A 24,397-nucleotide genomic window follows, 5' to 3' on the forward strand; every position below is an offset into this window, starting at 1 on the left:
CATCGATCAAGGGAAACGAAAGATGCTCTACCCGATGTCGCCCAAAGTCGTCGAGCTCAAGCGCAAGCTCGAGAGTTTCATGGACCGGCACATCTATCCGAACGAGGAGCGCTTCTATCGCGAGGCCGAGGAACTCGGGCCGTGGAAGGTCTATCCGGTCGTCGAGGAATTGAAGCCGCTGGCGCGCGCAGAGGGCCTCTGGAATCTGTTCCTGCCGGAATCCAGCCATGGCGCGGGCCTCACCAATCTCGACTATGCCCCGCTCTGCGAGGTGATGGGCCGCTCGCATCTTGCGCCCGAGGTGTTCAACTGCTCGGCGCCCGACACCGGCAACATGGAGGTGCTGGAGCGCTATGGCACCGAGAGGGACAAGGAGCGCTGGCTGAAGCCGCTGCTCGCCGGCGAGATCCGCTCCTGCTTCGCCATGACCGAACCTGCTGTCGCATCATCGGACGCGACCAACATCGAGAGCTCGATCGTCCGCGACGGCGACCATTACGTCATCAACGGGCGCAAATGGTACACCACCAACGCAACCGATCCCCGCTGCAAGATCTGCATCTTCATGGGCAAGACCGATCCGGACAATCCGGACCGGCACAAGCAGCAGTCCATGATTCTGGTGCCGATGGATACGCCCGGCATCGAGGTGAAGCGTCCTCTGCCCGTGTTCGGCTTCTACGGCGTACCTGACCGCGCCTCCGAGGTCGTCTTCACCAATGTACGGGTGCCCCGGGAGAACATGCTGCTCGGCGAGGGCCGCGGCTTCGAGATCGCGCAGGGCCGCCTCGGTCCCGGCCGCATCCATCACTGCATGCGGCTGATTGGCCTCGCCGAGCGCACGCTGGAGAAGATGTGCCGCCGCGTGCGCAGCCGCGTCGCCTTCGGCAAGCCGGTCTCCGAGCAGACGGTGACGCAGGAGCGCATCGCGGAAGCCCGCATCATGATCGAGCAAGCCCGGCTGCTGACGCTCAACGCCGCCTCTGCCATGGACACGGTCGGCAACAAGGTGGCGAAGGCCGAAATCGCGATGATCAAGGTCGCCGTGCCCAACATGGCGTGCCAGATCATCGACTGGGCGATCCAGGCCCATGGCGGCGGCGGCACCTCGAACGATTTCGGCTTGACCCAGGCCTACGCCACCGCGCGGCTGCTGCGTCTCGCCGACGGACCTGACGAGGTGCACAGGAACCAGATCGCGCGGATCGAGCTGAAGAAATATTCGAACGCGTGAGAGTCGCGTCCTCGTGAGGCGCCCTTCCCTTCTCCCCTCATGTCCGCCGAAGCCTTGGCGAAGGCGGATGTGGGAGAAGGTTGCGCGAAGCGCCGGATGAGGGGTCTGCATCCACGGATACAGGCCCCTCACCCGAATGAGCTTGTATCAACCAGCGGAGATGCCCTCCCCCACAGAGGGAGAAGGCGCAATAATGGGCTGCGCTAAGCGCGCGATCAGTAGCGCCCTCGCCTCAATTCACCACATACACATCCGGATCGGCGCTCGAGCTCGGCTTCTTGAAAGCGTTGCGCAAAGCGGACGACATCGGGACGTTGTAATTGAGGCCGTTCGGCGGCGTCGGCGATTGCAGCCACTTCTTGTAGAGCACCTCGATCTCCGGGCTGGCGTAGAGCTCTGCGGTGGCGCGATCGGCAAGCGCTTTGAAAGGCGGATCCTCCCGTCGCAGCATAATGCCGTAAGGCTCCGGCTTCGAGAACGCCTCCTCGCTGATCATGTAGAGCTGCGGCTCCTTGGAGCGCGCGATCGCAACTGCCAGCTGCACGTCATCGAGTGCGTAGGCCTGGGCGCGGTCGGTTTCCAGCAACAAGAAGGCCTCGGCCTGGTCCTTCGCCGGCATCACGTTGAGGCCGAGATTGCGTTCGGTGTTGACCTTGGCGAGCTGCGTCAGGTTGACCGAGCCGGCCACGGCCGTGACCGCCTTGCCCTTGAGATCGTCGATGGTGTTGATCTTCGCGGCCTTCTTGGCTGCGAACCGCGTCGCGCTGAGAAAATGCGTGTTGGTGAAGGCGACCTGCTTCTGGCGATCGGCGTTGTTCGTGGTCGCCGAGCAGTGCAGATCGAGCGTGCCGTTGACCATCAACGGGATCCGGTTCGACGAGGTCACGGCGAGCGTGTCGACGGCGATGTCGGGCATGCTCAGCTGCTTCTTCACGGCATCGACGATCTTGAGGCAGATGTCCATGGCAAAGCCGACCGGTTTCTGGTTGCCGTCCAGATAGCTGAACGGGACCGAGGCCTCCTGATAGCCCAACGTGATCTTCTTGGTCTCCTTGATCTTCTGGAGCGTGCCCGACAGATCTTCGGCTGAGGCTGCGCCCGCAAGACTTGCCAGGGCCAGGAAAAGAACGGGTAGACGCATCAGCTGCTCCTCAATGGGGTCGTCGACCTTGTCGCGACGGGATTGCAGAGGTGATAACCGACACATGCAGCATCCGCCAGACGGGACAGCGACTACCAGCTATCGCGCTTTTCAATACTGGGCGAACGGGAGCCGCTTCACTGGCACGTCAGCTGCTGTTCGAACCAGCCGCCCAACTGCTCCGCCAGGGGTGGCCACATCCGCTGAAAGTTCGCGAGCTTACCGACATTGGCGCGGTACATGTCCCGCAACTCGCGCTCGATGGCCGGCAGATCGACACCCGTGCAACCCCCTTCCCTCACGATGGTCTTGCCGGCGACGACGACCTCCTTCACCAGAGACGCATTACCCCTTGCGAACAGGAGCGCCATCGGATCGACCGGCATGATCCGGTCGCGGTCCAGCCGATCGAGATCGATCACCACGTAGTCGGCCGGGTTGCCGGCGACGAGCTCGCCATTTCCAGGAGCCCCCGTCGCGCGGCGTCCGTTGCGGATGGCGAGCGAGAACATCTCGGCCGGCGTCCACGTCTGCCTGAAGCCGAGGCCACCATGGGCCATCTGCACCAGCCGCATCTCGCGCAGGATGTCGTCGTCCTCGTCCAGCGCCAGCCCGTCGACGCCGACGGCGATGGCACAGCCGCATTTATGCGCGGCGGCAATCGGAGCGAGCCCCGAGCGCAGATGCATGTTCGAGCTGAAATTGGTGACGATGCGCGTACCGGAGGCCGCGATCATCTCAAGCTCATCCGGGCGGGCGTGGATGCAGTGCGCCAGCGTCAGCCGCTCGGAGAGGAAGCCAACGTCGCGAAGCCAGGGCACCATGTCCGGAAAATTCCGGTCGGCCCAGGCGCGCTGGTACGCGGTCTCCAGCAGATGCATGTGGATGCGGCGGCCGGTACGCGCCGAATTCTCGGCCACCGCTTCCAGCAGCGGCTTCGAGCACCATTGCACTCCGGCAGGACCGAGCTGCACGTCCACCATCGGACCGGCGATGGCCGCGGCAATGGCGTCCGTGAGTTCAATATACGCCTTTGGCGACATCGGCGTGCGGACGAACAGCTCCTCGACGGTCTTGCGATCAGGGCCGGAGAGACCCGAGAGCACCGGCTCGACATCGCCATAGACGATCGGATTCTGGTCGCGCACGGCCATCGCAAACGCGATGCGGATGCCGACGTCGGACGCAGCCTTCGCGATGGCTTTCGCCTCGTCGACCAGGGGCATCGTCCCGCTCGGGCGCGTGTAGTGCACCATCATCGCCGCGCAGCCGGCCCTAGCGGAACGCGCCAGGGCGGAAGCTGCGGTCAGATAGGGATCAACAGGCGTGCCCAGCGCGGTGCGCAGGATCCAGCTTTCCAGGGGCATGCCGACCGCACCGAAGGACGATGCGGTGGCACGGGCGTGGTCATGGGCGTTGACGAAGGCCGGGATGACGAAGGAGCGTGGCCCCGGCCCCGCTCCTTCCGCGATTTCGGTGATGACGCCGCCATCGTGCCGCAGCACGACGTTGTCGCTGACACCGAGGTCAGGGCCACGGAACAGGCTCGTTGCCGAAATCCCCGTGGCCATGGCCGTCGCTCTGGGATCAGTTGGCCGTATACACCAGCTCCCGCTCCGCGCGGGGCGGCAGGAACTCGCGCGAGAACACCTCCGCCGGCGTCGGCGTCCGGGTGAGCTGATAGCCCTCGACCACGATGCCGATGGCGCGTGCCATGCGGTCATCCTTGATGTCGCCGATGCCGATCTCCTTCATCTCCGGCGAGACGATCAGCTTCTCGAAGGAATATTGCAGCCGGCGCTTCTCGACGTCGGCGTTGATGAGGTTGTCGTAGTTCATCGCCGCCTTCATGCCGGCATTCTGGTCCTTGGCGACCGCGATCGCGCCCTTGTTGATGGCGCGCACCAGGCCCGCGACCGCCTTCGGGTTCGAGGCGATCAGCTTGCGGGAGACCATCACGCCATTCGAATAGAGATCGAGGCCGTACTCACCGAACGAGAACCATTTGAAATCCTTGTCCGGATCCTGGCGGTTCAGCACCAGGTTGAAATAGCTGGTGATGTTGAAGACGAGGGCTGCATCGATGTCGCCCTTGATCAGCATCGGCTCCTGCAGGTTCGGCGCCATGTTGGAGATCTTGATCTTCTCGCCGTCGAGACCGTTCTTGCGCGTGAACACCGGCAGGAGGCGCGTCGTCGGCGTGCCCTGCGCGCCGCCGAGCGTGTGGCCTTCGAAATCCTTGATGGTGTTGATGCCGCTGGTCTTCTTGGCGACGATCGCGAACGGCGGCTGATTCCACATCATGTAGACCATGACGGGCGCATCCTGCGGCTTGCTCGAGGCGTTCTGGATGATGGCATTGACGTCGCCGAAGCCGGCGTCATAGGCGCCAGACATCACGCGCGTGACGGTGGCGCCGGAGCCCTCGCCCTGGTCGATGATGACGTTGAGGCCTTCTTCCTTGAAGAAGCCGTTGTCCTTGGCATAGAAGAACGCCGCGTCGCTGCCCTGGGTCTTCCAGCCCAGCGTGAACTTGATCGTGGTTTCTTCCGCCGTGGCGGCTCCTGCGGACAGCGCCAATCCCACCAGCGCCGCACTTAACTTCCTCAACATCGAGACCTCCTCAGCTTCGTTGCGTGACGGTTCAAGAACTCAGGTTGCGATCACGTCGTTCTTGCGCGTCGCCCAGCCGGTAACCTGCCCCTCGATCAGCGAGAACACGACATAGAGTGCGACGCCGAGCCCGGCGAGCACGAACAGGCCGGCGAACACCAGCGGCACGTTGAAATTGGAGGACGCGGTCATCATGACGTTGCCGATGCCGCGGTTGGAGGCGACGGTCTCCGACAGCACCGCGCCGACGAAAGCGTATGAGATCGCGACCTTCAGCGAGGCGAAGAAGAAAGGCATGGTCCTGGGCAGGCCGACGTTCCAGAGGATGTCGAGCTTGCTGGCGCCGAGCGCCTTCAACACGTCTTCGAGCTCGGGCTCGGTGGTCGCGAGGCCCGTGGCGATATTCACGACGATCGGGAAGAAGCAGATCGACAGCGCGGTCAGCACCGCCGGCACCGTGCCGGAGCCGAACCACAGCACGAAGATCGGCACCACCGCGACCTTGGGGATGGAGGAGAAGCCGATCAACAGCGGATAGCAGGTGTCATAGGCCGTCTTCGACACGCCGATGATCGCGCCGAGGGCGACGCCGAGCGCGACACCGAGGACGAAGCCGAACATCGTGGTCGCCAGCGTCTGCACGATGTGCGGCCACAGCACCGGGAAGCGCTGGTACAACGTCAAGAACACCTGCGAGGGTCGCGGCAGCACGAGATCCGACATGCCGGTCATCAGGCAGAACAGCTCCCAGGCGACGAAGAACAACACGATCAGCCCCGCCGACCACGCTTTCTGCCTGATATCGATCCCGAACATCAGCCTGTCCCCTGCTCAGCCGCGCTGCGCGCATCCTCGATGAAGGTCCGCAGCTTCTGGTTCAGCGCGACGAATTCCGGCTCGAAGGTCATGGCGACGGTGCGCGGCCGGGCGAATTCGACACGGCTGTCGTCGAGGATGCGGCCGGGACGCGCGCTCATCACGCAGATGCGGCTGGCGAGAAAGCCGGCCTCGCGCAGATCGTGGGTGACCAGCAGCACAGTCGGCTTGTGCGTCATCCAAAGGTTCTGCAGGATCGCCCACAGCTCTTCGCGGGTGAACTGGTCGAGCGCGCCGAACGGCTCATCCAGCAGCAGCATGCGCGGTTCGTGGATCAGGGCGCGGCAGAGATTGGCGCGCTGGAGCATGCCGCCGGAGAGCTGCCAGGGGTAACGGCTGCCAAAACCCTTGAGGCCGACCTGCTCCAGCAGCGCGTTGGCCTTGTCGCGGAATTCGGATTTGCGCAGCTTCCGGAAATTCGAGCGGAAGGGCTCGACGATCTTCAGCGGCAGCATGATGTTCCGCTCGATGGTCATCCACGGCAGCATGGTCGGATTCTGGAAGGCCATGCCGACCCGCATCGCGCGCGCCGCGACTTCGCGGCCGCCGACGATGACGACGCCGCTGGTCGGCTGCACGAGGCCGCTGACGAGACGCAGAATGGTCGATTTGCCGCATCCTGATGGGCCGACCAGTGCGACAAACTCGCCGTCGGCGATCTTCAAGGTGGTCTTCGACAGGGCGGGCACGGCGCGGTCGCCGCGCCCGAAGGTCACGGAAGCCTCGGACAGCTCGATGGCCGTTGCGCCTTCGGGAACGGGCTGGCCGTCAAACTGGGCGTTGGGTTGCATGCGCATCACAGTCAAAGTGCATGCAAGCTGGGTGCCAGCCTGCTGTGCCCCGCAAATTCAATGATTTGCCAAATCCCCGCGGCGTCCGATCGGATTCGATTTAGGCAATCTCGACGTCAAACTGCATGCAATTGGAGCGCCGGATCGCTGCAGGAATGTGCTAAAGAGAGGCTTCGACCCATCTCAAGGATTCGCCGATGGCGGCGCGCCCCAGCAGCAAGACTTCTGAATCGTCGGACAAGGTCAGCGTGATCTGCCGCGCGCTCAGGCGCGCGATCATCGAACAGGCGCTGGAGCCCGGCGCCAAGCTGCCGGAGGATGCACTCGGCGAGCGCTTCGGCGTCAGCCGCACCATTGCCCGCCACGCGCTTGGGCAACTCGCCGCGGAGGGCCTCGTCGAGCTGCGCCGCAACCGGATCGCGGTGGTGGCGACGCCGAGCTGGCAGGAGGCGCGCGATGCCTTCGACATCCGCATCGAGCTCGAACGGCTCGTCGTGCGCCAGCTCGCGGGCAAGCTGACCAAGGCGCAGATCGCCGAGCTGAACGCCCATGTCGACGCCGAGGATCGCGCGCGCGGCGGCACGGATGCGGTCTCGATCCGGCTCGCCACCGAATTCCACATCCTGCTCGCGCACATGACGAACAGCCCGATCCTGGTGCGCTATGTGAGCGAGGTCGCCTATCGCTGCTGCCTGACGCTGTCGCTCTACAGCCGGCCGCATTCCAGCGAATGTGCCATCAACGAGCACCGCGCCATCATCGCCGCGCTCGCCAGGGGCGACGAGGTCAAGGTGATGGAACTGATGCATCATCACCTGGATTCCGTGGCCAATCGCGCGCTGGTGGCCCCGACTCCCCGGCGCGGCCGGGATCTGCTCGATATCCTCGCGCCCTACGCCGACGAGGTTACGAGCGATCGCGTCGTCAAGCTGACGAAAATCGCACGAAGGGGCTAAGCCTCGATGCCGCGCTGAACGAGGATGCGCTCGGCGCTGTCGTTCCATACGTCCATCTTCACGATCTGGCCGCCCCGGACGACGAAGCGATCGACATAACGATTGCCCTCGAATGGCGTGCCGTCCATCCACTCGCCGTAGAGCGTGCCGACGCTGTAGACGACGGTCTCGTCCGCACCGGGGCAGACATCAAAGCGGTCCATCTTCTTCTTCACCCAGCGATAGCGCCCGGCGTTGAAACCAGTCGGCCCGCGCGGATGATCGAACTCGCGCCCGCCGGTGAACGTAATCACGGTGCCCGGCTTCATATAGGCCGCCGCGGCATCGGGATCGGGGATCATCGACGCAGTGAGGTAGGCTTCGACGATCTCGGCGTCGGTCATCGAACGTTCGGCTGGTGCGGGGGCGGACATAGCGGGTTCTCCAAGTGGGAGATATCTTACGATCCATGGCCAGAAGTGCATGCACATTTTTTGAACAGTGGAGCGACATAAGTGCACACAATCTGGAGCTGCCTGCTCCTTCAGCTTCGGCTAGGTTGCCGAAGCTGAATCCGACGCCATGGCCACCGAGACCGCCTTCGACCTGATCTTCCGCAACGCGCTGTTGCGCTCATCCGCCGCACCCGTCGATATCGGCGTGAAGGGCGGCCGCATCGCCGCGATCGAGCCGAAGCTGACCTGCGAAGGGCTTGGCTGCGAGGCCGTCGAGGTGGAGGTCGGCGGCCGCCTCGCCCTGCCCGGCTTCGTCGATACCCACATCCATCTCGACAAGGCCTGCCTGCTCGGCCGCTGCGGGCACGATCACGGCAGCGTCTCGGAAGCAATCCGCGCCGTCGCCGGGATGAAAAAGGATTTCACCGTCGAGGACGTCTACGCGCGCGGCGCAAGAGTGCTCGAACGCGCCATCGTGCACGGCACCACGCGCATGCGCACGCATGTCGAGATCGATCCGCGCATCGGCTTGCGCGGCTTCGAGGCGATCAAGTCGCTCAAGCGCGACTACGCCTGGGCGGTCGACCTCGAACTCTGTGTCTTCCCGCAGGAGGGCCTGACCAACGATCCCGGAGCCGAGGAACTGCTGATCGAGGCGCTGCGCAGCGGCGGCGAGGCCATCGGCGGCTGTCCCTACATGGACACCGACCCGAACGCGCATCTCGGGCGCATCTTCGATCTCGCTGAGGAATTCGACGTCGACATCGACCTTCACCTGGATTTCGATCTCGATCCGTCCTGGTGGCATCTCGACGAAGTCTTGCGGCAGACCGAGCGGCGCAACTATCACGGACGGGTCGCGATCGGCCATGCGACAAAACTCTCGGCCCTGCCGCCGGAGCGGATGAGAGCTGCTACCGCGCAACTGGCAAGAGCCGGCGTCGCCGTCACCGTGCTGCCCGCGACGGATCTCTATCTGATGGGCCGCGAGGCTACCCACAACGCGCCGCGCGGGCTGACACTCGCCCACAAGCTCGCGGGCGATGGCGTCGTGTGCTCGGTCGCGACCAACAACGTGCTCAATCCCTTCACGCCGTTCGGCGACGCCTCGCTGCTGCGGATGGCGAACTTCTACGCCAATGTCGCGCACGCCGCGGTGACCGATTTCGACACCTGCCTCGATCTCGTGACCGAACAGCCGGCGCGGCTGATGAACCTCGCCGATTACGGCATCAGGGTCGGAAATCCCGCCGATCTCATCGTGCTCGATACGACGGATAGCCGCTTTGCTGTCGCCGAGCTGCCTGATGTCGTGATGGGCTTCAAGCGCGGCCGGCAGACCTTTGAGCGGCAGCGGCCCACCCTGTTCCGGCCCGGAACCTGAACGCTTTTCCAGTCGAAACACCGACGGTAAAATCGTCGGGAAACGCAGCCGAGCGCAGGACATTTCGCGCTTATTTCGCTGCCGATCTCCCCCCAGCCCGGTAGAATCCCGGACCGTAGCGGTGCGCATTGAACAAGAGGCCGTCCGGATCATACTAAGGGGGCGCTCTGAACCAGCCGTGTTCAGTGGGGAAGTCTGTCTATGTTCAACGCCTTCAGTAGCATCGATTATCGCTCCATTCGGGCCGACACACCTGCGGAAACCGCCGTCAAGCGACTGAACGGAATCGGCGAAGTCCTGTCGGACCTCGATATCTCGACGATCCACACGCAGGACGACATGACCCGCGCGCTCTGGACGCTCGATACCGCCGACAAGTGCATCCGCATGATCGTCTCGGAGTTCCGCACCACGCCCGCCAAGGAGCAGGTTGTCTGCAAGGCCAAGAGCCTGGTCGATGCGATCGAGCTCGCGCGCGACGAAATCTCGAACTATCGCGACGGCCGCAGGGTCTTGAGCTGAACGCAGGCGCTCGGCGTCAGCGCTTGATCTTCGCCAATATCCGGTCTGCCTCGGTGCGCCAATCGGCGCTGCGGGCGAACTCCTTGGTGCCCCTGGCGCCGAACAGCCGTTCGTCGGCGAGATCGGCCACCCACGCTTGCCGTTCGGCAGTACCTTGCGCGGACCATGGTGTCAGCCCCGCCTCGCGCACGGTCTCGGCGACCTCCCGCACCTCTTCGGCACGCCGGCGGCCGTGCTCGATCACGCGCTGGAAGAAATAGGCGCCCTGCTTCTCCCAGTTGATCCCGGGAAACGTCTCCGCGAGCGAGGCCAGCACCGCATCCTCGACCCCATAGGCGCGCGCGGTGGTGAAGCTTTCGATGACCATGGCCTCGAGGCCCTTGATCATGATGCTGCGGCACATCTTCACCGCGGAGGACACGCCGAGCTCATCGCTCGCAACCTTCGCCGCAAAGCCGATCGCATTCAGAAGCGGCTCGATTTCCCTCGCGCCGGGGCCGCCGAGCAGCAGCGGCACCTTGATGCGATAGGGCGGCACCGAGGTCATCACGGCGCCCTCGACATAGCGACCGCCTCCACCATCAATCAGGGCCGCCGCGCGCTGCTTGGCGCCGGGAGAGGCCGAATTGAAATCGAGGAACCAGGTGCCCTGGTTGAGCGCGGCGGCACAGGCCTTCGCCACCGGCACGGCCTGGCTGGCGGTGACGGCGGAGATGAGGAAGTCGGATTTCGCAGCCAGCTCGGCGTGCGAAGCCGCGAGCGCCACACCGAATTCTGCCGCATGCTGCTTCAGCGAGGCGCCCTGCTCGCTTCCGAGCTTGATGTCGTAGGCTGACACCTTGATATCCTGCTGGCGCAAATCCTCCGCCAGAATCCGGCCAACCTCGCCATACCCGACCAGCCCGATCTGCCAGCGCTTCGGATCCGCCATCAGTTCAATCCTCGTGTCGTGTCGTGTCGTCGAACAGCTCCTCGACCCCATAGCGGCGCGGGATCAGCGACTGCTGGAAGGCGTAGTCGACGATCAGCTCGAGCGGCTTCCTGTTGGCCTCGATCCCGAACGGAAGGAGATCGGGTGCTGCCGCAGGCCCCATCTGTTCCTTGTTCCGCTTGAGCAGATCATAAACGCCCGCGACCACGTCAGGACGCGACTTCGCGAGCTTCTCAGTCACCACCACGAGATGATTGACCGGCACGACGCCGCGCCGGGCGTACCATCTGGCGGCTTCCGCGGCCGGGTCAGGGAATAGAGGCTTGAGCCTGGGATCATCCGAGGTCTCGCCAAGCACGGCATCGAGCTCGCCGTCGAGCAGCATCTGAAGGATCTTCTTGTCCTTGGGCGCGCGCTCGGTGGTGTCGACATATTCGGCGACGTGCGGATCCTCGAAGGTGATCCAGCGGATCTTGTCGAGATTGACGCCGTAATCGTTGGCGAGGATCCCCCTGATCCAGGCGCCTGTCGTCGTGGTGAACGAGCGGATGCCGACGCGCCTGCCTTCGAGATCGGTCGGCCCGAGCAATCCACGTGCGGGATCGTAGAGCGCGTAGGAATGCTGGAAACGGCCGAGCATGGTCGCCGGCAGCAGCACCAGCGGCTTGCCATGCGCCTTCGCCATCAGATAGGTGACGATCGCCATCTCGCAGACGTCGAAGGCCTGCTCGCGCACCATCGGCTTGAACGCCGTGTTGGTCGGCGTGTACGCGATGAAGTCGAGATCAAACAGCTCGGAGCGGAGCTCGCCGCTCTTGACCGCCTGCACATGGCGGTGGCTTCCGAGCACGGCCTTCAGCTTGAGACGATCCATCCGCCCGCTCCGCTTGTCTTCGCCTTAGACGTCTTCGGGATTGTCGACATAGACGAGCCCGGCCTTCGCCAGCGCCTCGCGCATGTTGTACATGTCGAGGCCCAGCTCGCCGGAGGCGAGGCGCTCGCGCTTGCCGCCCTCGTCCGCGTTGCGCTTTTTCGCCTTGTCGGCGACCTCCGCCGCGTAGCGCTTCGGCACCACCACGACGCCGTCGTCGTCAGCGACGACGATGTCGCCGGGATCGACGTTGACGCCGGCACAGACCACGGAGACGTTGACCGAGCCGAGCGTCGCCTTGACCGTGCCCTTGGCCGAGACCGCGCGCGACCAGACCGGAAATCCCATCTCGTGCAGCGCTTTGACGTCGCGGCAGCCGGCATCGATGATCAGCCCTTGCACACCGCGCGCCTGAAGCGAGGTCGCGAGCAGCTCACCGAACATGCCGTCGGTATTGTCGGTGGTGCAGCCGACGACGAGGATGTCGCCCTTCCTGCACTGCTCGACGGCGACATGGATCATCCAATTGTCGCCGGGCTGCGCCAGCACGGTGACCGCGGGACCGGCAATCGAAGCGCCCGGCCAGACGGGCCGCAAGTAAGGCTTCATCAGGCCGAGACGGCCATAGGCCTCGTGCACGGTCGAGACACCGTACGCGGCCATCCCGGCGGGATCGGCACGCTTGATGTGGCGAACGACGACCGGCTTCATGCCAGCTCCTCCGCAACCGTCGGGAACAGGCGTTGATAGGCCTCGCCATAGGTCATTGGCACGCCGGTGTTGCGGCTGCCCTGGATGCCGCGATTGAGGGCGACGCGCTCGTAATAGCCCCACAGATGCTTCTGCGCGGCCAGGATCTGGAACGCCTCGTACTTCTCCTTCCAGACCTCGTCGATCTTGAGGAGGAGGTCCGGCTTGTAGTTGCATTGCTCCGGCTGGTGCGGCTCGAACAGGAACACCGGCGGCGCGGCATATTTGTACTGCGCGCCGGGCTTATGGCCCATCGCCTGCGCGACCACGCGCGTCTCCTGCGCGAAATGAGCCGCATTCGGATGGTCGAAATTATAGGGATCCTCCAGCGCGTGCGTCAGCACGAAGCTCGGGTTCAGCTCGCGGTAGATGTCGACCATGCGGTCGAAATGCGCCTCGGTGAGCTTCAGTGGATAGTCGCCGCAGTCGAAGAACTCGATCTCGGCACCCAGCAGCTTCGCCGCGCGCTCCGCCTCGTCCTTGCGCCCTGCCTTGACCGATTCCAGCGTCGCGCCCTTCTCCTTCCAGGCGAACTGGCTTTCGCCACGTTCGCCGAAGGACAGGCAGACGATCTTCATGCGATAGCCCTTCTTCGCATGCAGCGCGATAGCGCCGCCGGCGCGCCAGACGAAATCGCCGGGATGGGCGGTGACGACGAGACCTGTCTTCATGGGACGAACTCCCTTCTTTCGTTTGTAGGCATCAAATTGATCGCGGCCCCTTCATTGGTCGAAGCCAAACAGGCGCGCGGGATTGTCGACAAGAATCTTCTGCTGAAGCTCCGGCTCCGGCGCGAACAGCGGGATCAGATCGACGAGGTCTCCATCGTTCGGCATCGCCTTGACGTTGGGATGCGGCCAGTCCGTGCCCCAGATGACGCGGTCGGGCGCCGTCTCGACGATCTTTCGTGCGAACGGCACCGCATCGGTAAACGGCGGACCGGCCGAGGACACCCGCTCCGAGCCGCAGATTTTGACCCAGCATTTCTCATCGCGCTGCATCAGCTCGATCAGTATCCTGAACGGGAGCTGGTCGAGCCCCTCGGCGGCCTTCACCCGCCCCATATGGTCGATCGTGTAGCTCAGCGGCAACTTTGCCAGCATGTCGGCATAGTCCGGCAAGTCGATCGCGTCGAAATGCAGGTCGATGTGCCAGCCGAGCGGCGCGACCATGGCGATGACGCGGTCGAACACGCCCTTGTCGGGCACGCCGCCGAGATGGCGGACGAAATTGAAGCGGCAGCCGCGGAAGCCGCCCTCATGCAGCACGCGAAGCCCGCGCTCGGTGCTGGTGTCGTCGATATTGGCGACCGCGCGATAGGCGCCGTTGCTCTCAGCGATCGCATCGAGCGCGACCGTATTGTCGGTGCCGTGCACGCTGGCATTGACGATGACCGCGCGCTCGACGCCGAGCTTGGCATGCAGCACGCGAAAATCCTCGAGCGGCGCGTCCGGCGGCGTGTAGGAACGATCCGGCGCATAAGGATATTTCGCGCCGGGCCCGAAGATGTGGCAATGCGCGTCGCAAGACAGCTTCGGCAGCTTGAACTTCGGCGTGCGCGTGTTCGGATCGGGCGGCGGAATGGTCGGCGTGTACATCATCGTCATCAGGTGAGCCCGCCGAAGCGAGACCGCTTGTTTCAAGTCTTGCTGCCGACGACCGGCCGGCGCCGTGCCGGCGCGGCATGATCGAGCGGCGGCGCCTGGAACGCGGCAACCGTCGCCTGCACCAATTGCTCGATGGCAGTAGCGGCATCGCCGCCGTCGGCCTCGCCGCGCGACAGGCGCGAAACGCGGTCCGGCGTCACCAGTGAATAATAGAGCGCGCCGAGCAGGAAGTGGCTGCGCCAGACGATCTCGGTGCGCGGAATGTGCGGCAGGCTTTCGTGGACCGCATCGATGAAGGCGTGGCTGGTGTCGTCAAAGGTCTGCGCGATGATCTTTCGCGCGACCTCGTTACCTTCGGCCGACATCACGGCGCGCAGCCGCGTGAAGCGCGCCCCGCCACCGGCGAGATCGCTGCCCGAGGTGAAGGCTGGCACCACATAGGCGCGCACGATCGCTTCCAGCCGGTCCTGCAGATCGCGCACGCGCCTGGCGGCCGCGAGCAGCTCCGAACGGCGCAGATTCATCGGCCCGCAATGGCGCCGATAGATCTCCAGCAGCAGACCGTCCTTGGTCTTGAAATGATAGGTCACGCTGCCGGGATTGGCCCCGGCCGCGTGCGCGATGTCGCGCACCGAGACGGCATTGAAGCCGTTGGTGGCGAACAGCTCCTCGGCCGCGGCGAGGATGGCCTCGCGCATATTCGGCTTGCGGGCCGTTTCCCTGCTGGTGGGCTTGCGTACCATGTCATTTGTACTATCGTACAAAAGATCAGGTCTCGTCAACAAAAACCACGACCTGCGGAACGGCTTGGAGAACCGCACAGGCGCGAAGACCCTCAAGGAGAGGGCTGGGAAATTGCTGCACGTCAACGCAACAATATGGACAAAGCGTCATTTGTGTTTTGCACGGCTGTGCGCGAGCACGGTCTGGAGAGCACAGAGGACGATGAATGAGCAAACCCGCATTGTTGAGACTTCATCGCTGGATCACTCTGGTCTTCGCCCTTCCCTTGCTCGCGATCATCGTCACCGGCCTGATCCTGTCCGTCGAGCCCCTCGTGCAAACGAGTAGCATGAGCGGGGCCGCAATCGAGGCCGGCCGTGTCGTCGAGCTGGTGAGGCGATACGATCCCGACGGCAAGGCGCGTGGGCTCTCCATCGACGCGGGCAGCCACAGCATGACGCTCCGGGGCACCAATGTGCCGGCGATCGATCTTGCAACCGGCGAAGCCATCTCGGCGGGGTCGACCCTGTCCAATGTCTTCCTCTGGGCGCGGTTCACGCATGAACGTCTCATGGGACAGGCCTGGCTGGTGACGGCGTCCACGCTGGCCATGGTGATCATCATGCTGCTCGGCATCGTCATGGGATTGCCGCGGCTGCGCAACACGCTGTCGGGATGGCATAAGGGGACCGCCTGGTTCACGCTGCCGCTGATCCTGCTCAGTCCGCTGACCGGCCTGTGCATGGCGTTCGGCCTGACATTCCAGAGTGGCGCTGCTCCGGCCGCAGCCGGCCGCCCTCTGGCCCTGCCGGACGCGATCCGCATGGTCGCAGCCTCGCACGAGCTGTCGCATGTGATCTCGATCGGCACGCGCGGCGGCCGCATGATGGCGAGACTTTACGACGGCGGCGAGCTGCGCGCCTATGCGGTCACGTCGTCCGAGGTCGCCCCCCTGCCGCGCAACTGGCCACGCCTGATCCATGAGGGAAACTGGTCGGCCCTGATCGCCGCGCCACTCAACTTCGTGACGTCGATCGCGCTGCTGACCCTGCTGTCGACCGGCCTCCTGATCTGGGCGCGGCGAACGCTGCGCAAGCGGCGACCGCGCACGGAGGGGCCGGCCGACGCGGCAATGGTCGGCGCCGGCTGATCGCGCGGAGAGTCAATTGCGCGCGCCCGCCCGCGCCTTCTCTCGTAGCGCCACGCGCTGGAGCAGATCGCCATCGTCGTCGGCCGACGGGATCAGGATCGCGCGATCGCGCGGCAGCGCTTCCGGCATCTCGTCGCGAATGAAGGCCACGAGCTTTTCCCTGATCTCGCAGCGCAGATCCCAGGATTGCGGCGCGTTCCGTGCGCTGACCAGCGCGCGCAGCTCGATGGTGCGCGAATCCGCGTCGATGACTTGAAGATTGACGACGGCCCCGTCCCAGAGCTTGGACTGCTTCACCGCCTCCTCCAGCCAACGCCGAATGCGCGGAACGTCGGCACGGTAATCGACATGAAGCGCGATCACTCCGATCAGGGATGCGGTGTCGCGAGTCCAGTTCTGGAACGGCTTCTCGATGAAATAGGACAGCGGCACCACCATGCGGCGCCAGTCCCACAGCCGGATCACGACATAGGTCGAGGCGATGTCCTCGACCCAGCCCCACTCGTTCTCGATGATCACCGCGTCCTCGATGCGGATCGGCTGGGTGATCGCGATCTGCAAGCCCGCGATCAGATTGCTCAGCAGCGGGCGCGCCGCAAGGCCGACGATGATACCGGCAGCACCTGCCGAGGCGAACAGGCTGACGCCGTATTGCCGGACGGAATCGAACGTCATCAGCGCGGTGGACACCGTGATGACGACGATGATGGTGTCGGTGACGCGCTTGAACACGCGGACCTGCGTGACGTGCTTGCGCGCGACGAAATTCTCGGTGACATCGCGAAAATTCTGCAGGTAGCGCGCCGCGCTCATGTCGACGATCCTGATCGAGATCCAGCCGATCAGGGCGATGACGGCGACGACGAACAGGCGCATCATCGGCGTGCGGATCGTGTCGTCGAGCGGCGCGAGCGGCAGGACCAAGGCGACGGCCGCCAGGCACAGCGCCAGCTGGGCCGGGCCGGAGGTCCGCTCGATGAAGACGCTCAGCATTGGAAGGCGGGTTCCAAAGGCGCGGTTAAGCAGCCATTTGGCAATCCGGTAAAACGACAGGGCAAGGAGGATTGCTCCCGCAACGAGGCTGAGACCGATGAACCATGACGGTATCCAGCCGAACATCCTGTCGATGTCGGCCATCAAGGCCTGCCAATGCATCGCTTTTCCCCACGTTGCTCTGCGGTAGCCGGCTCAACGCCTCTCGGCCGGCTTCGCTCCCCCCGCTCTGTGCAATGCAGCATTCCATAGGTGCAAGTGCTGCCGAACTGGGCTAATTTGGGACGCTCATGACTCGACGTAGCGGCAGCGCCGATCTTCCCTTGCACACCGGCCGGGTTCCGCCCTGGCTTACAAGCCGCATGGCCTCCCTCGGGTCGATCGTCACGCAGGCGATCGTGCATCATTATGGCCGCGATGCATTTCTGCAGCGGCTATCCCATCCGTTCTGGTTCCAGTCGTTCGGTGCCGTCATGGGAATGGACTGGCACTCCTCAGGGATCACGACCTCCGTGATCGGCGCGTTGAAGCGCGGGCTGGGGCCGCTTCAGGACGAGCTCGGGATTTACGTCTGCGGCGGCCGAGGCCAGCATTCGCGCAAGACACCGGACGAGCTGATGCAACTCGCCGACCGCGTCGGATTCGACGGCGCAAAGCTGACCCGCGCCAGCCGCCTGGTGGCGAAGGTCGACAGCGCGGCCGTGCAGGACGGTTTCGACCTCTACCTCCACGGCTTCTTCGTCACCGCCGACGGCAAATGGACGGTGGTGCAGCAGGGCAAGAACGGCGACAAGCGCCAGGCCCGCCGCTATCACTGGCATTCCGAGGCGCTGAAGAGCTTCGTCGACACGCCGCATAGCGCGATCGACGGCCCGCAACAGGGCCAGATCGTCAATCTCACCGACCATCGCGCCGAGATCTCACGCAGCGCGCAGCTCGATCTCCTGGGTGATCTCGGTCCCGATCGCACCGTCTTGGAATTCGAACGGCTTGTCGGGACTGTGTCCGAGCCGGCACAGGCCATGCTGCCGCATCTGATCATGCCGACGCATCACGACGTCAGGCCGAAGGACGTATTCGCGCGACGCCTGCACGGCACGCTGGCCGCGGCAGCCGAGCGCGGCCCAATCGACTTTCCGGAATTGCTGCTGACCCCCGGCGTCGGCGCCCGCACCGTGCGCTCGCTGGCGATGGTCGCAGAGGTCGTGCACGGCGCGCCCTATCGCTTCGCGGACCCCGCGCGTTTTTCGCTCGCCCATGGCGGCAAGGACCGGCATCCCTATCCCGTGCCGATCAAGGTCTATGACGAGACCATCCGCGTGCTGAAGGGCGCGATCCAGAGCGCCAAGCTCGGGCGGGAGGAAGAGATGCAGGCGATGAAACGACTCGACGATCAGGCACGGCGACTGGAGCGGACTGCGCGCGGGCCTTCGGTGGAGGCCCACATCGCCGGCGAGCGCGCCGCCTCGCCCGATCTCGACGGCCGCTCCGTGTTCGGCTGGGAACGCGACCTCGCGCCCCACAAAGAAGCGGACCGGCTGAGCACCGGTCCGCGAGTTGGTCGGGAGGAACGCTCTTAGGACTCGTCGGTCTCCGGCTTCTCGTCGAGCCGGTTGGCGGCGTGGTCCTGATATTGTTCGGTCTGGATGGTCTTGCCGTCCATGCCGCGAATGTTCGAATGCTGCTTCTTGTCGCGGTTGGACAGGACCATGTTGTCGCCGATCATGTCCTTCGGCACGTCGGTCAGGCCGCCGGTGCCGTCGCCCTTGCCATGCATGCCGGATCTGAAATGCGTCTTGCTGCCGTGCCCACCTGGCATCGGTTTCTCCTCTTGCAGTGATCTTCCGAAGTCTAGTGCTTCTGTTGCGCCGGCGTCGGTTTCGGCGGCTTGTGGCCGCTCTGGCCGGAATCGTTGTGCTTGTTGTGGTCGCTCTCCTGGTTGAGGCCGCCGCGGCTTACCGGAAATTCGCTGTGCCGTGCTTCGGGCCGCGCGCGACGGACTGCCGCGTCTTCCGGATTGTGACCGATGGCCTGATCGAGCTCGCGCGCGTCCGGAACATCGGGTTTGCGCTCGAGGATACGAACCTGCTGCTCGTGGGTCTTTCTGCCCTGCATTCGAGACCTCCAGTCTTCACCTGCCTCCGCCCTTGCCTGCCTCGTCGTGCGTGTGATGGGAGTCGTGCTCGCCTCCGCCACCAGAGACGCGGCTGTGGCTACGCTGTGAATCATCCGCAGGCGGCTTCTTCACCTGCAACGGCGCCTTGGCGTTCTCGTGTGATGCGCCGGGTCCGCCCTGGCGAATGCTGTTCGGTGTCTTGGTGGATGTCGACATGAATGCCGCCCTCCTTAACGATCCTGCTGATAGCCTTGATTGGTCGTGTTCTGCTTGATGTTGCCCTGCTGTCCCTGCTGGTCCGGATTTTGCGCGCGCTGCTGGCCGTGCGGCGCCTGATCGGCGGACATTTTCTTACTGTCGCCGGTTCCCTTGCGGCTCTGATTGTCCGGCGGAACAGGTGGCATCTTGCTGGTCATGATCTTGTCTCCAGTTCAGACATCGTCCTGCGACGTCGACGGCCGTGGAACCCGTCGTCGAGTCCGATGTGCCAGTGACAACAGGACGAACGGCACACCGTTCCTGATCGATTGCGCGCGAAGAAGATTTTCCGAAGGGACGCTCGTGAGTCAGCCGGCGGCGGTGAGGGAACGATCGATGCTCGCTTCTCTGCGTGCAGTCGCCGGTGTTCCACGCGTCTCTGTCACGGGAAGTTTCGCGATCGCACGCAAGCCCGGCCGCTTGCGCCAGTGGACCTCGGCGGGATCGACCGCCAGTCCAAGTTTCGGCCATCGTACGAACAGCGCTTCCAGCGCGCAGGCCGCCTCGATGCGCGCGAGTTGATGGCCGAGGCAGAAATGGATTCCTGTTCCGAACGAGACGTGACGGTTCGGCTTGCGTTCGAGATCGAGCCGCTCCGGGCGCTCATGGATCGCCGGATCCATGTTTGCGGCGGCGAGCATCGCCATGACACGATCGCCCTTGTTCAGACGTACGCCTTCGACCACGACATCCTGTCGGACATAGCGCGGCTTGGAGAACTGCACTGGCGAGACGAAGCGCAGGAACTCCTCGACGGCGAGCCCGACGCGGCTCCAGTCCTGCTCCAGCCAATCGCGCAAGTCCGGACTTCTGAGGAGCTCGTAAGCGGAGCCGCTGATGAGATGGGTGGTGGTCTCCGACCCCGCCGCGAGCAGCAGAAAGACCATCGAGACCATTTCATCCGGCGTGATCTGGCCGCCCTCGCGCTCGACCTGGACCAGCTCTGCGATCAGGCCCTCGCCGCCCCGTTCGCGCGCGACCTGCAATTGTCGGCCCAGATAGGCACGCATCTTGCGGAACGCGAACAGCAGGCGGAAGAAGCTGACGACATTGGTCAGCGAAGACATCGTATTGGCCCAGGCGATGAAGCGAGGACGATCGGCCAACGGCAACCCGAGCAACTCCGAGATCACCGCGAGCGGCAGGATGCGTGCGTAGCGCTGGACGAGATCGGCCGGACTTCCTGCCGAGAACAGCTCGTCCGCGAGACCGTCGGCGATGGCGCGGATGCGGGGCTCCATAGCGACGATCGCGCGGCGGCGAAAGGCCTCATCCACGATGCTGCGCAGCCGGGTGTGATCCGGCTCGTCCATCGTCAGCATGTTGTTGGCCATGGTCCTGACGTATCGCGGCATCCACCAGCGCAGACCGGCGACGTCGCCATCTTCCTTTCGCAACGTGAAGGTCGCGCTGTCCTTCAGGACCTGCGCGGCAGCGTCATGGGTCGTGGTGACCCAGACGTCGCCGACGAGAGGGAATCGTGTCGCGACCACGGGCCCGGACATGCGCAACGTCGCGATGGACTTGGGCGGATCGCGAAAGAAGGCCTCGCTGGTGAAATCGAGGCGCACAATCATGGGATCACCGGACTGATTGCTGGCGTCTCACCCAGATGGTGCGCGGCGCGGCCGGCGCAAGGGGCCTTTCCCCTTCGGAAACGAAACGCGTCTATCCGCGTTCCGGCGAACGCTGCCCCGTCTTGCGCTGCTGTTGCGTATAGGCGTCCCAATGGCTCCAACTGCCCTTGCTGAGACTCTGCAGGTCGGTTGCGAGCGGACGGCGTGTGCGCTTGTCGTAATCGGCGATCACGCGCTCGGACTGCGCGATCTTGCGCTTGATTTCCGCGACCGCTTTCTGAGTCTGGCCGTTGCGCTTCGACGAGGCGATCTCCCCCATCGTGAAGCGCGCGGTCTCGAGCGCCTTCAACTCGGCGCGATTCTTCTTCAACTGAACCCGGTGCCAGGCGATGTTGCTGTCGCTGTCCGCAACCATGTGGGAACTCCGCTGATTCGCTCCCACAGTGTATCAAGCGCCGAATCGGCGCCGCAACGCCCACCCGAGGGCGAAAATACGGTCTTTCTGCGGACTTAACGCTCGGCGAAGGCCTTTTCGACCACGAATTGGGCCGGCTCGCCGTGATTGCCCTCGACGAAACCGCGCTCGCCGAGGAGCACGCGGGTGTCCGCCACCAGCGCGGGGCTGCCACAGATCATGACGCGGTCATGGGCCGCTTCCAGCACCGGCAGGCCGATATCGGTGAACAGCTTGCCCGAGGTGATCAGGTCGGTGATGCGGCCGCGATTGCGGAAGGGATCGCGGGTCACGGTCGGATAATAGATCAGCTGCTCGCGGATGTATTCGCCGATCAGCTCGTCCTTCGGCAGGGTCTGCGTGATCATCTCGCCATAGGCGAGCTCCTTGACGTGCCGGCAGCCATGCAGCAGCACCACCTTCTCGAACCGCTCGTAGGTCTCGGGGTCCTTGATCACGCTCAGGAACGGCGCAAGGCCGGTGCCGGTGCCGATGAGGTAGAGGTTGCGCCCCTCCTCCAGATTGTCGATCACCAGCGTGCCGGTGGCCTTGCGGCTGACGATGATCTCGTCGCCTTCCTTCAGGTGCTGGAGGCGCGAGGTCAGCGGTCCGTCCGGCACCTTGATCGAGAAGAACTCCAGCGTGTCCTCGTAGTTGGCGCTGGCGACGCTGTAGGCCCGCAGCAGCGGCTTCTCGCCGACCTTGAGCCCGATCATGGTGAACTCTCCGTTGCGGAAGCGGAAGGTCGGGCTGCGGGTGGTCTTGAAGGAGAACAGCGTGTCGGTCCAGTGGTGGACGCTCAAAACGCTTTCCTGATTGAAATTGCTCATCTCACCTTCCCTGTCGCGTCAATTGCGGTTCGAGGCGGTCCAGCTATGCGTCGTTTGTACACGATCATTCGTATACTAATGAATAATCCTGCTTGATCCCGGGGTCAAGGCTGCCCAAGATCGAAAGCGTTGCAGTTAGGAATAAGGAGCCCCTTCCATGGCGCATGACGCACCCCAGGCCACCGGACCCTCGAAGCTCGTGATCCGGAATATCGGCCTGATCCTGTCCGGCGCCCTGGAAAAGCCGATCCTGGACGGCGACACCATCGTCGCCGAAAACGGCAAGATCACCGCGATCGGCCGCTTCAAGGACGTCGACATCGAGGGCGCGACCACCATCGTCGACGCCCAGGGCACCACGGTGGCGCCGGGCCTGATCGACAGTCACGTTCACCCCGTCGCCGGCGACTGGACGCCGCGCCAGAACCAGATCAACTGGATCGACAGCTACCTCCACGGCGGCGTCACCACCATGATCTCCGCCGGCGAAGTGCACATGCCCGGCCGCCCCCGCGACGTGGTCGGCCTGAAGGCCATGGCGGTATTCGCCCAGCGCGCGTTCTGGACCTTGCGTCCCGGCGGCGTGAAGGTTCACGCCGGCGCGCCGGTGATCGAATGCGAGATGGTCGAGGAAGACTTCAAGGAGATGGCCGCGAACGGCGTCAAGCTGCTCGGCGAGGTCGGTCTCGGCGGCGTCAAGGACGGCCCGACCGCGCGCAAGATGGTGGGCTGGGCGCGCAAATACGGCATCCAGAGCACGATCCACACCGGCGGCCCCTCGATCCCCGGCTCCGGCCTGATCGACAAGGACGTGGTGCTGGAGGCCGACACCGACGTGGTCGGCCACATCAACGGCGGCCACACGGCGCTGCCCGACGACCAGATCCGCTGCATCTGCGAGGGCTGCAAGCGCGGGCTCGAGCTCGTGCACAACGGTAACGAGCGCTCGGCGCTGTTCACGCTGCGCACCGCGCGCGAGATGGGCGACCTGCACCGCGTCATCCTCGGCACCGACGCGCCCGCCGGCTCCGGCGTGCAGCCACTCGGCATCCTGCGCATGGTCTCGATGCTGTCCTCGCTCGGCGAGCTGCCGGCCGAGATCGCGTTCTGTCTCGCCACCGGCAACACCGCGCGGATGCGGCAGCTCGATTGCGGCCTGATCGAGGTCGGCCGCTCCGCCGACTTCGTCATCATGGACAAGGCGCAGCACTCGCCCGGCAAGAACATCCTGGAGAGCGTCCAGCTCGGCGACCTCCCCGGCATCGGCATGACCATCATCGACGGCATCGTGCGCACCCAGCGCAGCCGCAATACGCCGCCGGCGGGGAAAGTGCCGGAAGTGGTGGCGAAGTAGGCCCGGGCGGAGCGACCAACCGCTCCGCATCGTCCCTCGAAGGGTTTGAACAAGTTTGCGGCCTGCTGCGTCTAACGCAGGCAGCCCTCGGCGGCGGCAGTTCATTGCTGGACCATCGAGGGAGACATGAAAAGCTCATCGCGAATAGCCGTCGGCGTTGCCGGCGCGGTGGCGGGCTATATCGCCACTTTTGTGCTGTTGTCCTTTTTCGATTTCGGCAACCGGGCGGACCCGATCACATCGGGTCTGCTGGGACTGTTCGTTTACTCCCCCATCGGCGCAATCGCCGGCGCGGTGCTCGCAAGCTGGCTGGTGACGCGCCCAGAGACGGACGCAAGCAACGGAAGCGTCGCCCGCACCAGTCTGAAATCCCTTGGTATCGTCGCACTCTTCTGCGTCGCAGCTGCCGCCACTTACCTCGCCTACGCCTATGCGACCGCGACGCCGTGGCTCAATCCGAACGCGGCCAATCCTCTTCTCGTGTTCGAGGTCCGTTTTCCGGCAGGAGTAACGGTGCCGGCATCAGCACAGGGCATCACCATCGAATTGCAGACCGACCTCAACACCATGCCCGCCGAATTGACCCCGGCCGCCTTCCATCGCGACGGCGACCAGCCCGTCATCGCAGGCGAAGTTGAACTCGCCTTTCGAACCTCGCACCGTCAACTCGCTGTGAGCATCCAGGGCCAGCCGACCCGGATCTACCCGATCGACTTGACGGCCCGTGCGCCGCATACGCCGGAGTTCGGAACGTGGCGGCGGCTCGCTGACGGCAGCGAAATCCGCTACCGCGCCAAATGGCCGGGCAAGACATAAACGTTGAGAACGGCAC

28 protein-coding genes are annotated in these 24,397 nt (G+C 64.5%); 8 read left to right on the forward strand and 20 right to left on the reverse strand.

Features of this window, described 5'->3' with window-relative positions:
• The first annotated feature begins 22 nt into the window (after window positions 1–22).
• Window positions 23–1,234, forward strand: a complete 1,212-nt coding sequence (locus E4K64_RS12990; RefSeq protein ID WP_135163854.1) for an acyl-CoA dehydrogenase family protein — start codon at window positions 23–25, stop codon at window positions 1,232–1,234.
• A gap of 232 nt (window positions 1,235–1,466) precedes the next feature.
• On the opposite strand, the gene E4K64_RS12995 is transcribed toward E4K64_RS12990, so the two are convergent.
• The 5 genes from E4K64_RS12995 to E4K64_RS13015 form a co-directional block, all read right to left on the reverse strand.
• Window positions 1,467–2,375, reverse strand: coding sequence for an amino acid ABC transporter substrate-binding protein (locus E4K64_RS12995; RefSeq protein ID WP_135163855.1), 909 nt, complete (start codon window positions 2,373–2,375; stop codon window positions 1,467–1,469).
• Window positions 2,376–2,512: 137 nt separating this feature from the next.
• Window positions 2,513–3,946 (reverse strand): amidohydrolase family protein, encoded by a 1,434-nt coding sequence (locus E4K64_RS13000; protein WP_135163856.1) that lies wholly within the window; start codon window positions 3,944–3,946, stop codon window positions 2,513–2,515.
• 16 nt (window positions 3,947–3,962) lie between these two features.
• Window positions 3,963–4,988, reverse strand: coding sequence for an ABC transporter substrate-binding protein (locus tag E4K64_RS13005; RefSeq protein ID WP_135163857.1), 1,026 nt, complete (start codon window positions 4,986–4,988; stop codon window positions 3,963–3,965).
• A 39-nt stretch (window positions 4,989–5,027) separates the two neighbouring features.
• A complete protein-coding gene (locus E4K64_RS13010; protein ID WP_135163858.1) occupies window positions 5,028–5,804 on the reverse strand; it encodes an ABC transporter permease in 777 nt (258 codons plus the stop codon).
• Window positions 5,804–6,661 carry an ABC transporter ATP-binding protein gene (locus E4K64_RS13015; protein ID WP_135163859.1) on the reverse strand — a complete coding sequence of 286 codons (858 nt, stop codon included), beginning with the start codon at window positions 6,659–6,661 and terminating at the stop codon, window positions 5,804–5,806. Before E4K64_RS13015 ends, E4K64_RS13010 begins: the two co-directional genes overlap by 1 nt.
• A 191-nt stretch (window positions 6,662–6,852) precedes the next feature.
• Between E4K64_RS13015 and E4K64_RS13020 the strand changes: the two genes are divergently transcribed.
• Entirely contained in the window at window positions 6,853–7,611 is a 759-nt protein-coding gene (locus tag E4K64_RS13020) for a GntR family transcriptional regulator (RefSeq protein ID WP_135163860.1), read from the forward strand.
• On the opposite strand, the gene E4K64_RS13025 is transcribed toward E4K64_RS13020, so the two are convergent.
• Window positions 7,608–8,024, reverse strand: a complete 417-nt coding sequence (locus tag E4K64_RS13025; RefSeq protein ID WP_135163861.1) for a nuclear transport factor 2-like protein — start codon at window positions 8,022–8,024, stop codon at window positions 7,608–7,610. The two genes, E4K64_RS13020 and E4K64_RS13025, sit on opposite strands and share 4 nt — an antisense overlap.
• A gap of 148 nt (window positions 8,025–8,172) precedes the next feature.
• On the opposite strand from E4K64_RS13025, the gene E4K64_RS13030 reads away from it, so the two are divergent.
• Both E4K64_RS13030 and E4K64_RS13035 read left to right on the forward strand, forming a co-directional pair.
• A complete protein-coding gene (locus E4K64_RS13030; RefSeq protein WP_135163862.1) occupies window positions 8,173–9,429 on the forward strand; it encodes an amidohydrolase family protein in 1,257 nt (418 codons plus the stop codon).
• Window positions 9,430–9,630: 201 nt separating this feature from the next.
• Window positions 9,631–9,951, forward strand: a complete 321-nt coding sequence (locus tag E4K64_RS13035; RefSeq protein WP_135163863.1) for a hypothetical protein — start codon at window positions 9,631–9,633, stop codon at window positions 9,949–9,951.
• Window positions 9,952–9,967: 16 nt separating this feature from the next.
• On the opposite strand, the gene E4K64_RS13040 is transcribed toward E4K64_RS13035, so the two are convergent.
• Genes E4K64_RS13040 through E4K64_RS13065 form a run of 6 tightly spaced genes read right to left on the reverse strand, consistent with a single transcriptional unit; the run spans window position 9,968 to window position 14,853 of the window.
• On the reverse strand, window positions 9,968–10,882 hold the full coding sequence (locus E4K64_RS13040; RefSeq protein ID WP_135163864.1) for a DUF1932 domain-containing protein: 915 nt from the start codon (window positions 10,880–10,882) through the stop codon (window positions 9,968–9,970).
• 4 nt (window positions 10,883–10,886) lie between these two features.
• Window positions 10,887–11,756, reverse strand: coding sequence for a substrate-binding domain-containing protein (locus tag E4K64_RS13045; protein WP_135163865.1), 870 nt, complete (start codon window positions 11,754–11,756; stop codon window positions 10,887–10,889).
• A gap of 24 nt (window positions 11,757–11,780) precedes the next feature.
• Complete coding sequence (locus tag E4K64_RS13050) at window positions 11,781–12,464, reverse strand: 4-carboxy-4-hydroxy-2-oxoadipate aldolase/oxaloacetate decarboxylase (RefSeq protein ID WP_135163866.1); 684 nt, start codon at window positions 12,462–12,464, stop codon at window positions 11,781–11,783.
• Window positions 12,461–13,174: a PIG-L deacetylase family protein gene (locus E4K64_RS13055; protein ID WP_126261200.1), complete on the reverse strand. Its 714-nt coding sequence runs from the start codon at window positions 13,172–13,174 to the stop codon at window positions 12,461–12,463. Before E4K64_RS13055 ends, E4K64_RS13050 begins: the two co-directional genes overlap by 4 nt.
• A gap of 51 nt (window positions 13,175–13,225) precedes the next feature.
• Window positions 13,226–14,110, reverse strand: coding sequence for an amidohydrolase family protein (locus tag E4K64_RS13060; protein ID WP_135163867.1), 885 nt, complete (start codon window positions 14,108–14,110; stop codon window positions 13,226–13,228).
• Window positions 14,111–14,142: 32 nt separating this feature from the next.
• Window positions 14,143–14,853: a TetR/AcrR family transcriptional regulator gene (locus tag E4K64_RS13065; protein WP_135163868.1), complete on the reverse strand. Its 711-nt coding sequence runs from the start codon at window positions 14,851–14,853 to the stop codon at window positions 14,143–14,145.
• A gap of 206 nt (window positions 14,854–15,059) precedes the next feature.
• Here E4K64_RS13065 and E4K64_RS13070 point away from each other — a divergent pair, with 206 nt between their 5' ends.
• Window positions 15,060–15,983: a PepSY-associated TM helix domain-containing protein gene (locus E4K64_RS13070; protein ID WP_135163869.1), complete on the forward strand. Its 924-nt coding sequence runs from the start codon at window positions 15,060–15,062 to the stop codon at window positions 15,981–15,983.
• A 12-nt stretch (window positions 15,984–15,995) separates the two neighbouring features.
• On the opposite strand, the gene E4K64_RS13075 is transcribed toward E4K64_RS13070, so the two are convergent.
• Window positions 15,996–17,138 (reverse strand): mechanosensitive ion channel family protein, encoded by a 1,143-nt coding sequence (locus E4K64_RS13075; RefSeq protein WP_135163870.1) that lies wholly within the window; start codon window positions 17,136–17,138, stop codon window positions 15,996–15,998.
• A gap of 128 nt (window positions 17,139–17,266) precedes the next feature.
• Here E4K64_RS13075 and E4K64_RS13080 point away from each other — a divergent pair, with 128 nt between their 5' ends.
• Window positions 17,267–18,556, forward strand: coding sequence for a DUF763 domain-containing protein (locus tag E4K64_RS13080; protein ID WP_135163871.1), 1,290 nt, complete (start codon window positions 17,267–17,269; stop codon window positions 18,554–18,556).
• On the opposite strand, the gene E4K64_RS13085 is transcribed toward E4K64_RS13080, so the two are convergent.
• The 7 genes from E4K64_RS13085 to E4K64_RS13115 all read right to left on the reverse strand — a co-directional run bounded on the left by E4K64_RS13085 (window position 18,553) and on the right by E4K64_RS13115 (window position 22,211).
• Entirely contained in the window at window positions 18,553–18,795 is a 243-nt protein-coding gene (locus E4K64_RS13085; protein ID WP_135163872.1) for a hypothetical protein, read from the reverse strand. The genes E4K64_RS13080 and E4K64_RS13085 overlap by 4 nt on opposite strands.
• A gap of 32 nt (window positions 18,796–18,827) precedes the next feature.
• The gene (locus E4K64_RS13090) at window positions 18,828–19,091 is read right to left on the reverse strand and encodes a hypothetical protein (protein WP_135163873.1); all 264 of its coding nucleotides are present in this window, start codon (window positions 19,089–19,091) and stop codon (window positions 18,828–18,830) included.
• A gap of 16 nt (window positions 19,092–19,107) precedes the next feature.
• Entirely contained in the window at window positions 19,108–19,308 is a 201-nt protein-coding gene (locus tag E4K64_RS13095) for a hypothetical protein (protein ID WP_135163874.1), read from the reverse strand.
• 14 nt (window positions 19,309–19,322) lie between these two features.
• A complete protein-coding gene (locus tag E4K64_RS13100) occupies window positions 19,323–19,508 on the reverse strand; it encodes a hypothetical protein (RefSeq protein ID WP_135163875.1) in 186 nt (61 codons plus the stop codon).
• Window positions 19,509–19,658: 150 nt separating this feature from the next.
• Window positions 19,659–20,927 (reverse strand): cytochrome P450, encoded by a 1,269-nt coding sequence (locus E4K64_RS13105; RefSeq protein ID WP_135163876.1) that lies wholly within the window; start codon window positions 20,925–20,927, stop codon window positions 19,659–19,661.
• Window positions 20,928–21,018: 91 nt separating this feature from the next.
• Complete coding sequence (locus E4K64_RS13110) at window positions 21,019–21,342, reverse strand: hypothetical protein (protein WP_135163877.1); 324 nt, start codon at window positions 21,340–21,342, stop codon at window positions 21,019–21,021.
• A gap of 95 nt (window positions 21,343–21,437) precedes the next feature.
• On the reverse strand, window positions 21,438–22,211 hold the full coding sequence (locus E4K64_RS13115; protein ID WP_135163878.1) for a ferredoxin--NADP reductase: 774 nt from the start codon (window positions 22,209–22,211) through the stop codon (window positions 21,438–21,440).
• Window positions 22,212–22,368: 157 nt separating this feature from the next.
• Between E4K64_RS13115 and E4K64_RS13120 the strand changes: the two genes are divergently transcribed.
• A complete protein-coding gene (locus E4K64_RS13120; protein WP_135163879.1) occupies window positions 22,369–23,565 on the forward strand; it encodes an amidohydrolase family protein in 1,197 nt (398 codons plus the stop codon).
• A 126-nt stretch (window positions 23,566–23,691) separates the two neighbouring features.
• Window positions 23,692–24,381, forward strand: a complete 690-nt coding sequence (locus E4K64_RS13125; RefSeq protein WP_135163880.1) for a hypothetical protein — start codon at window positions 23,692–23,694, stop codon at window positions 24,379–24,381.
• Window positions 24,382–24,397: the final 16 nt, after the last annotated feature.

Origin of the sequence: Bradyrhizobium frederickii (genome assembly GCF_004570865.1) — a bacterium.
Lineage (GTDB): Bacteria > Pseudomonadota > Alphaproteobacteria > Rhizobiales > Xanthobacteraceae > Bradyrhizobium > Bradyrhizobium frederickii.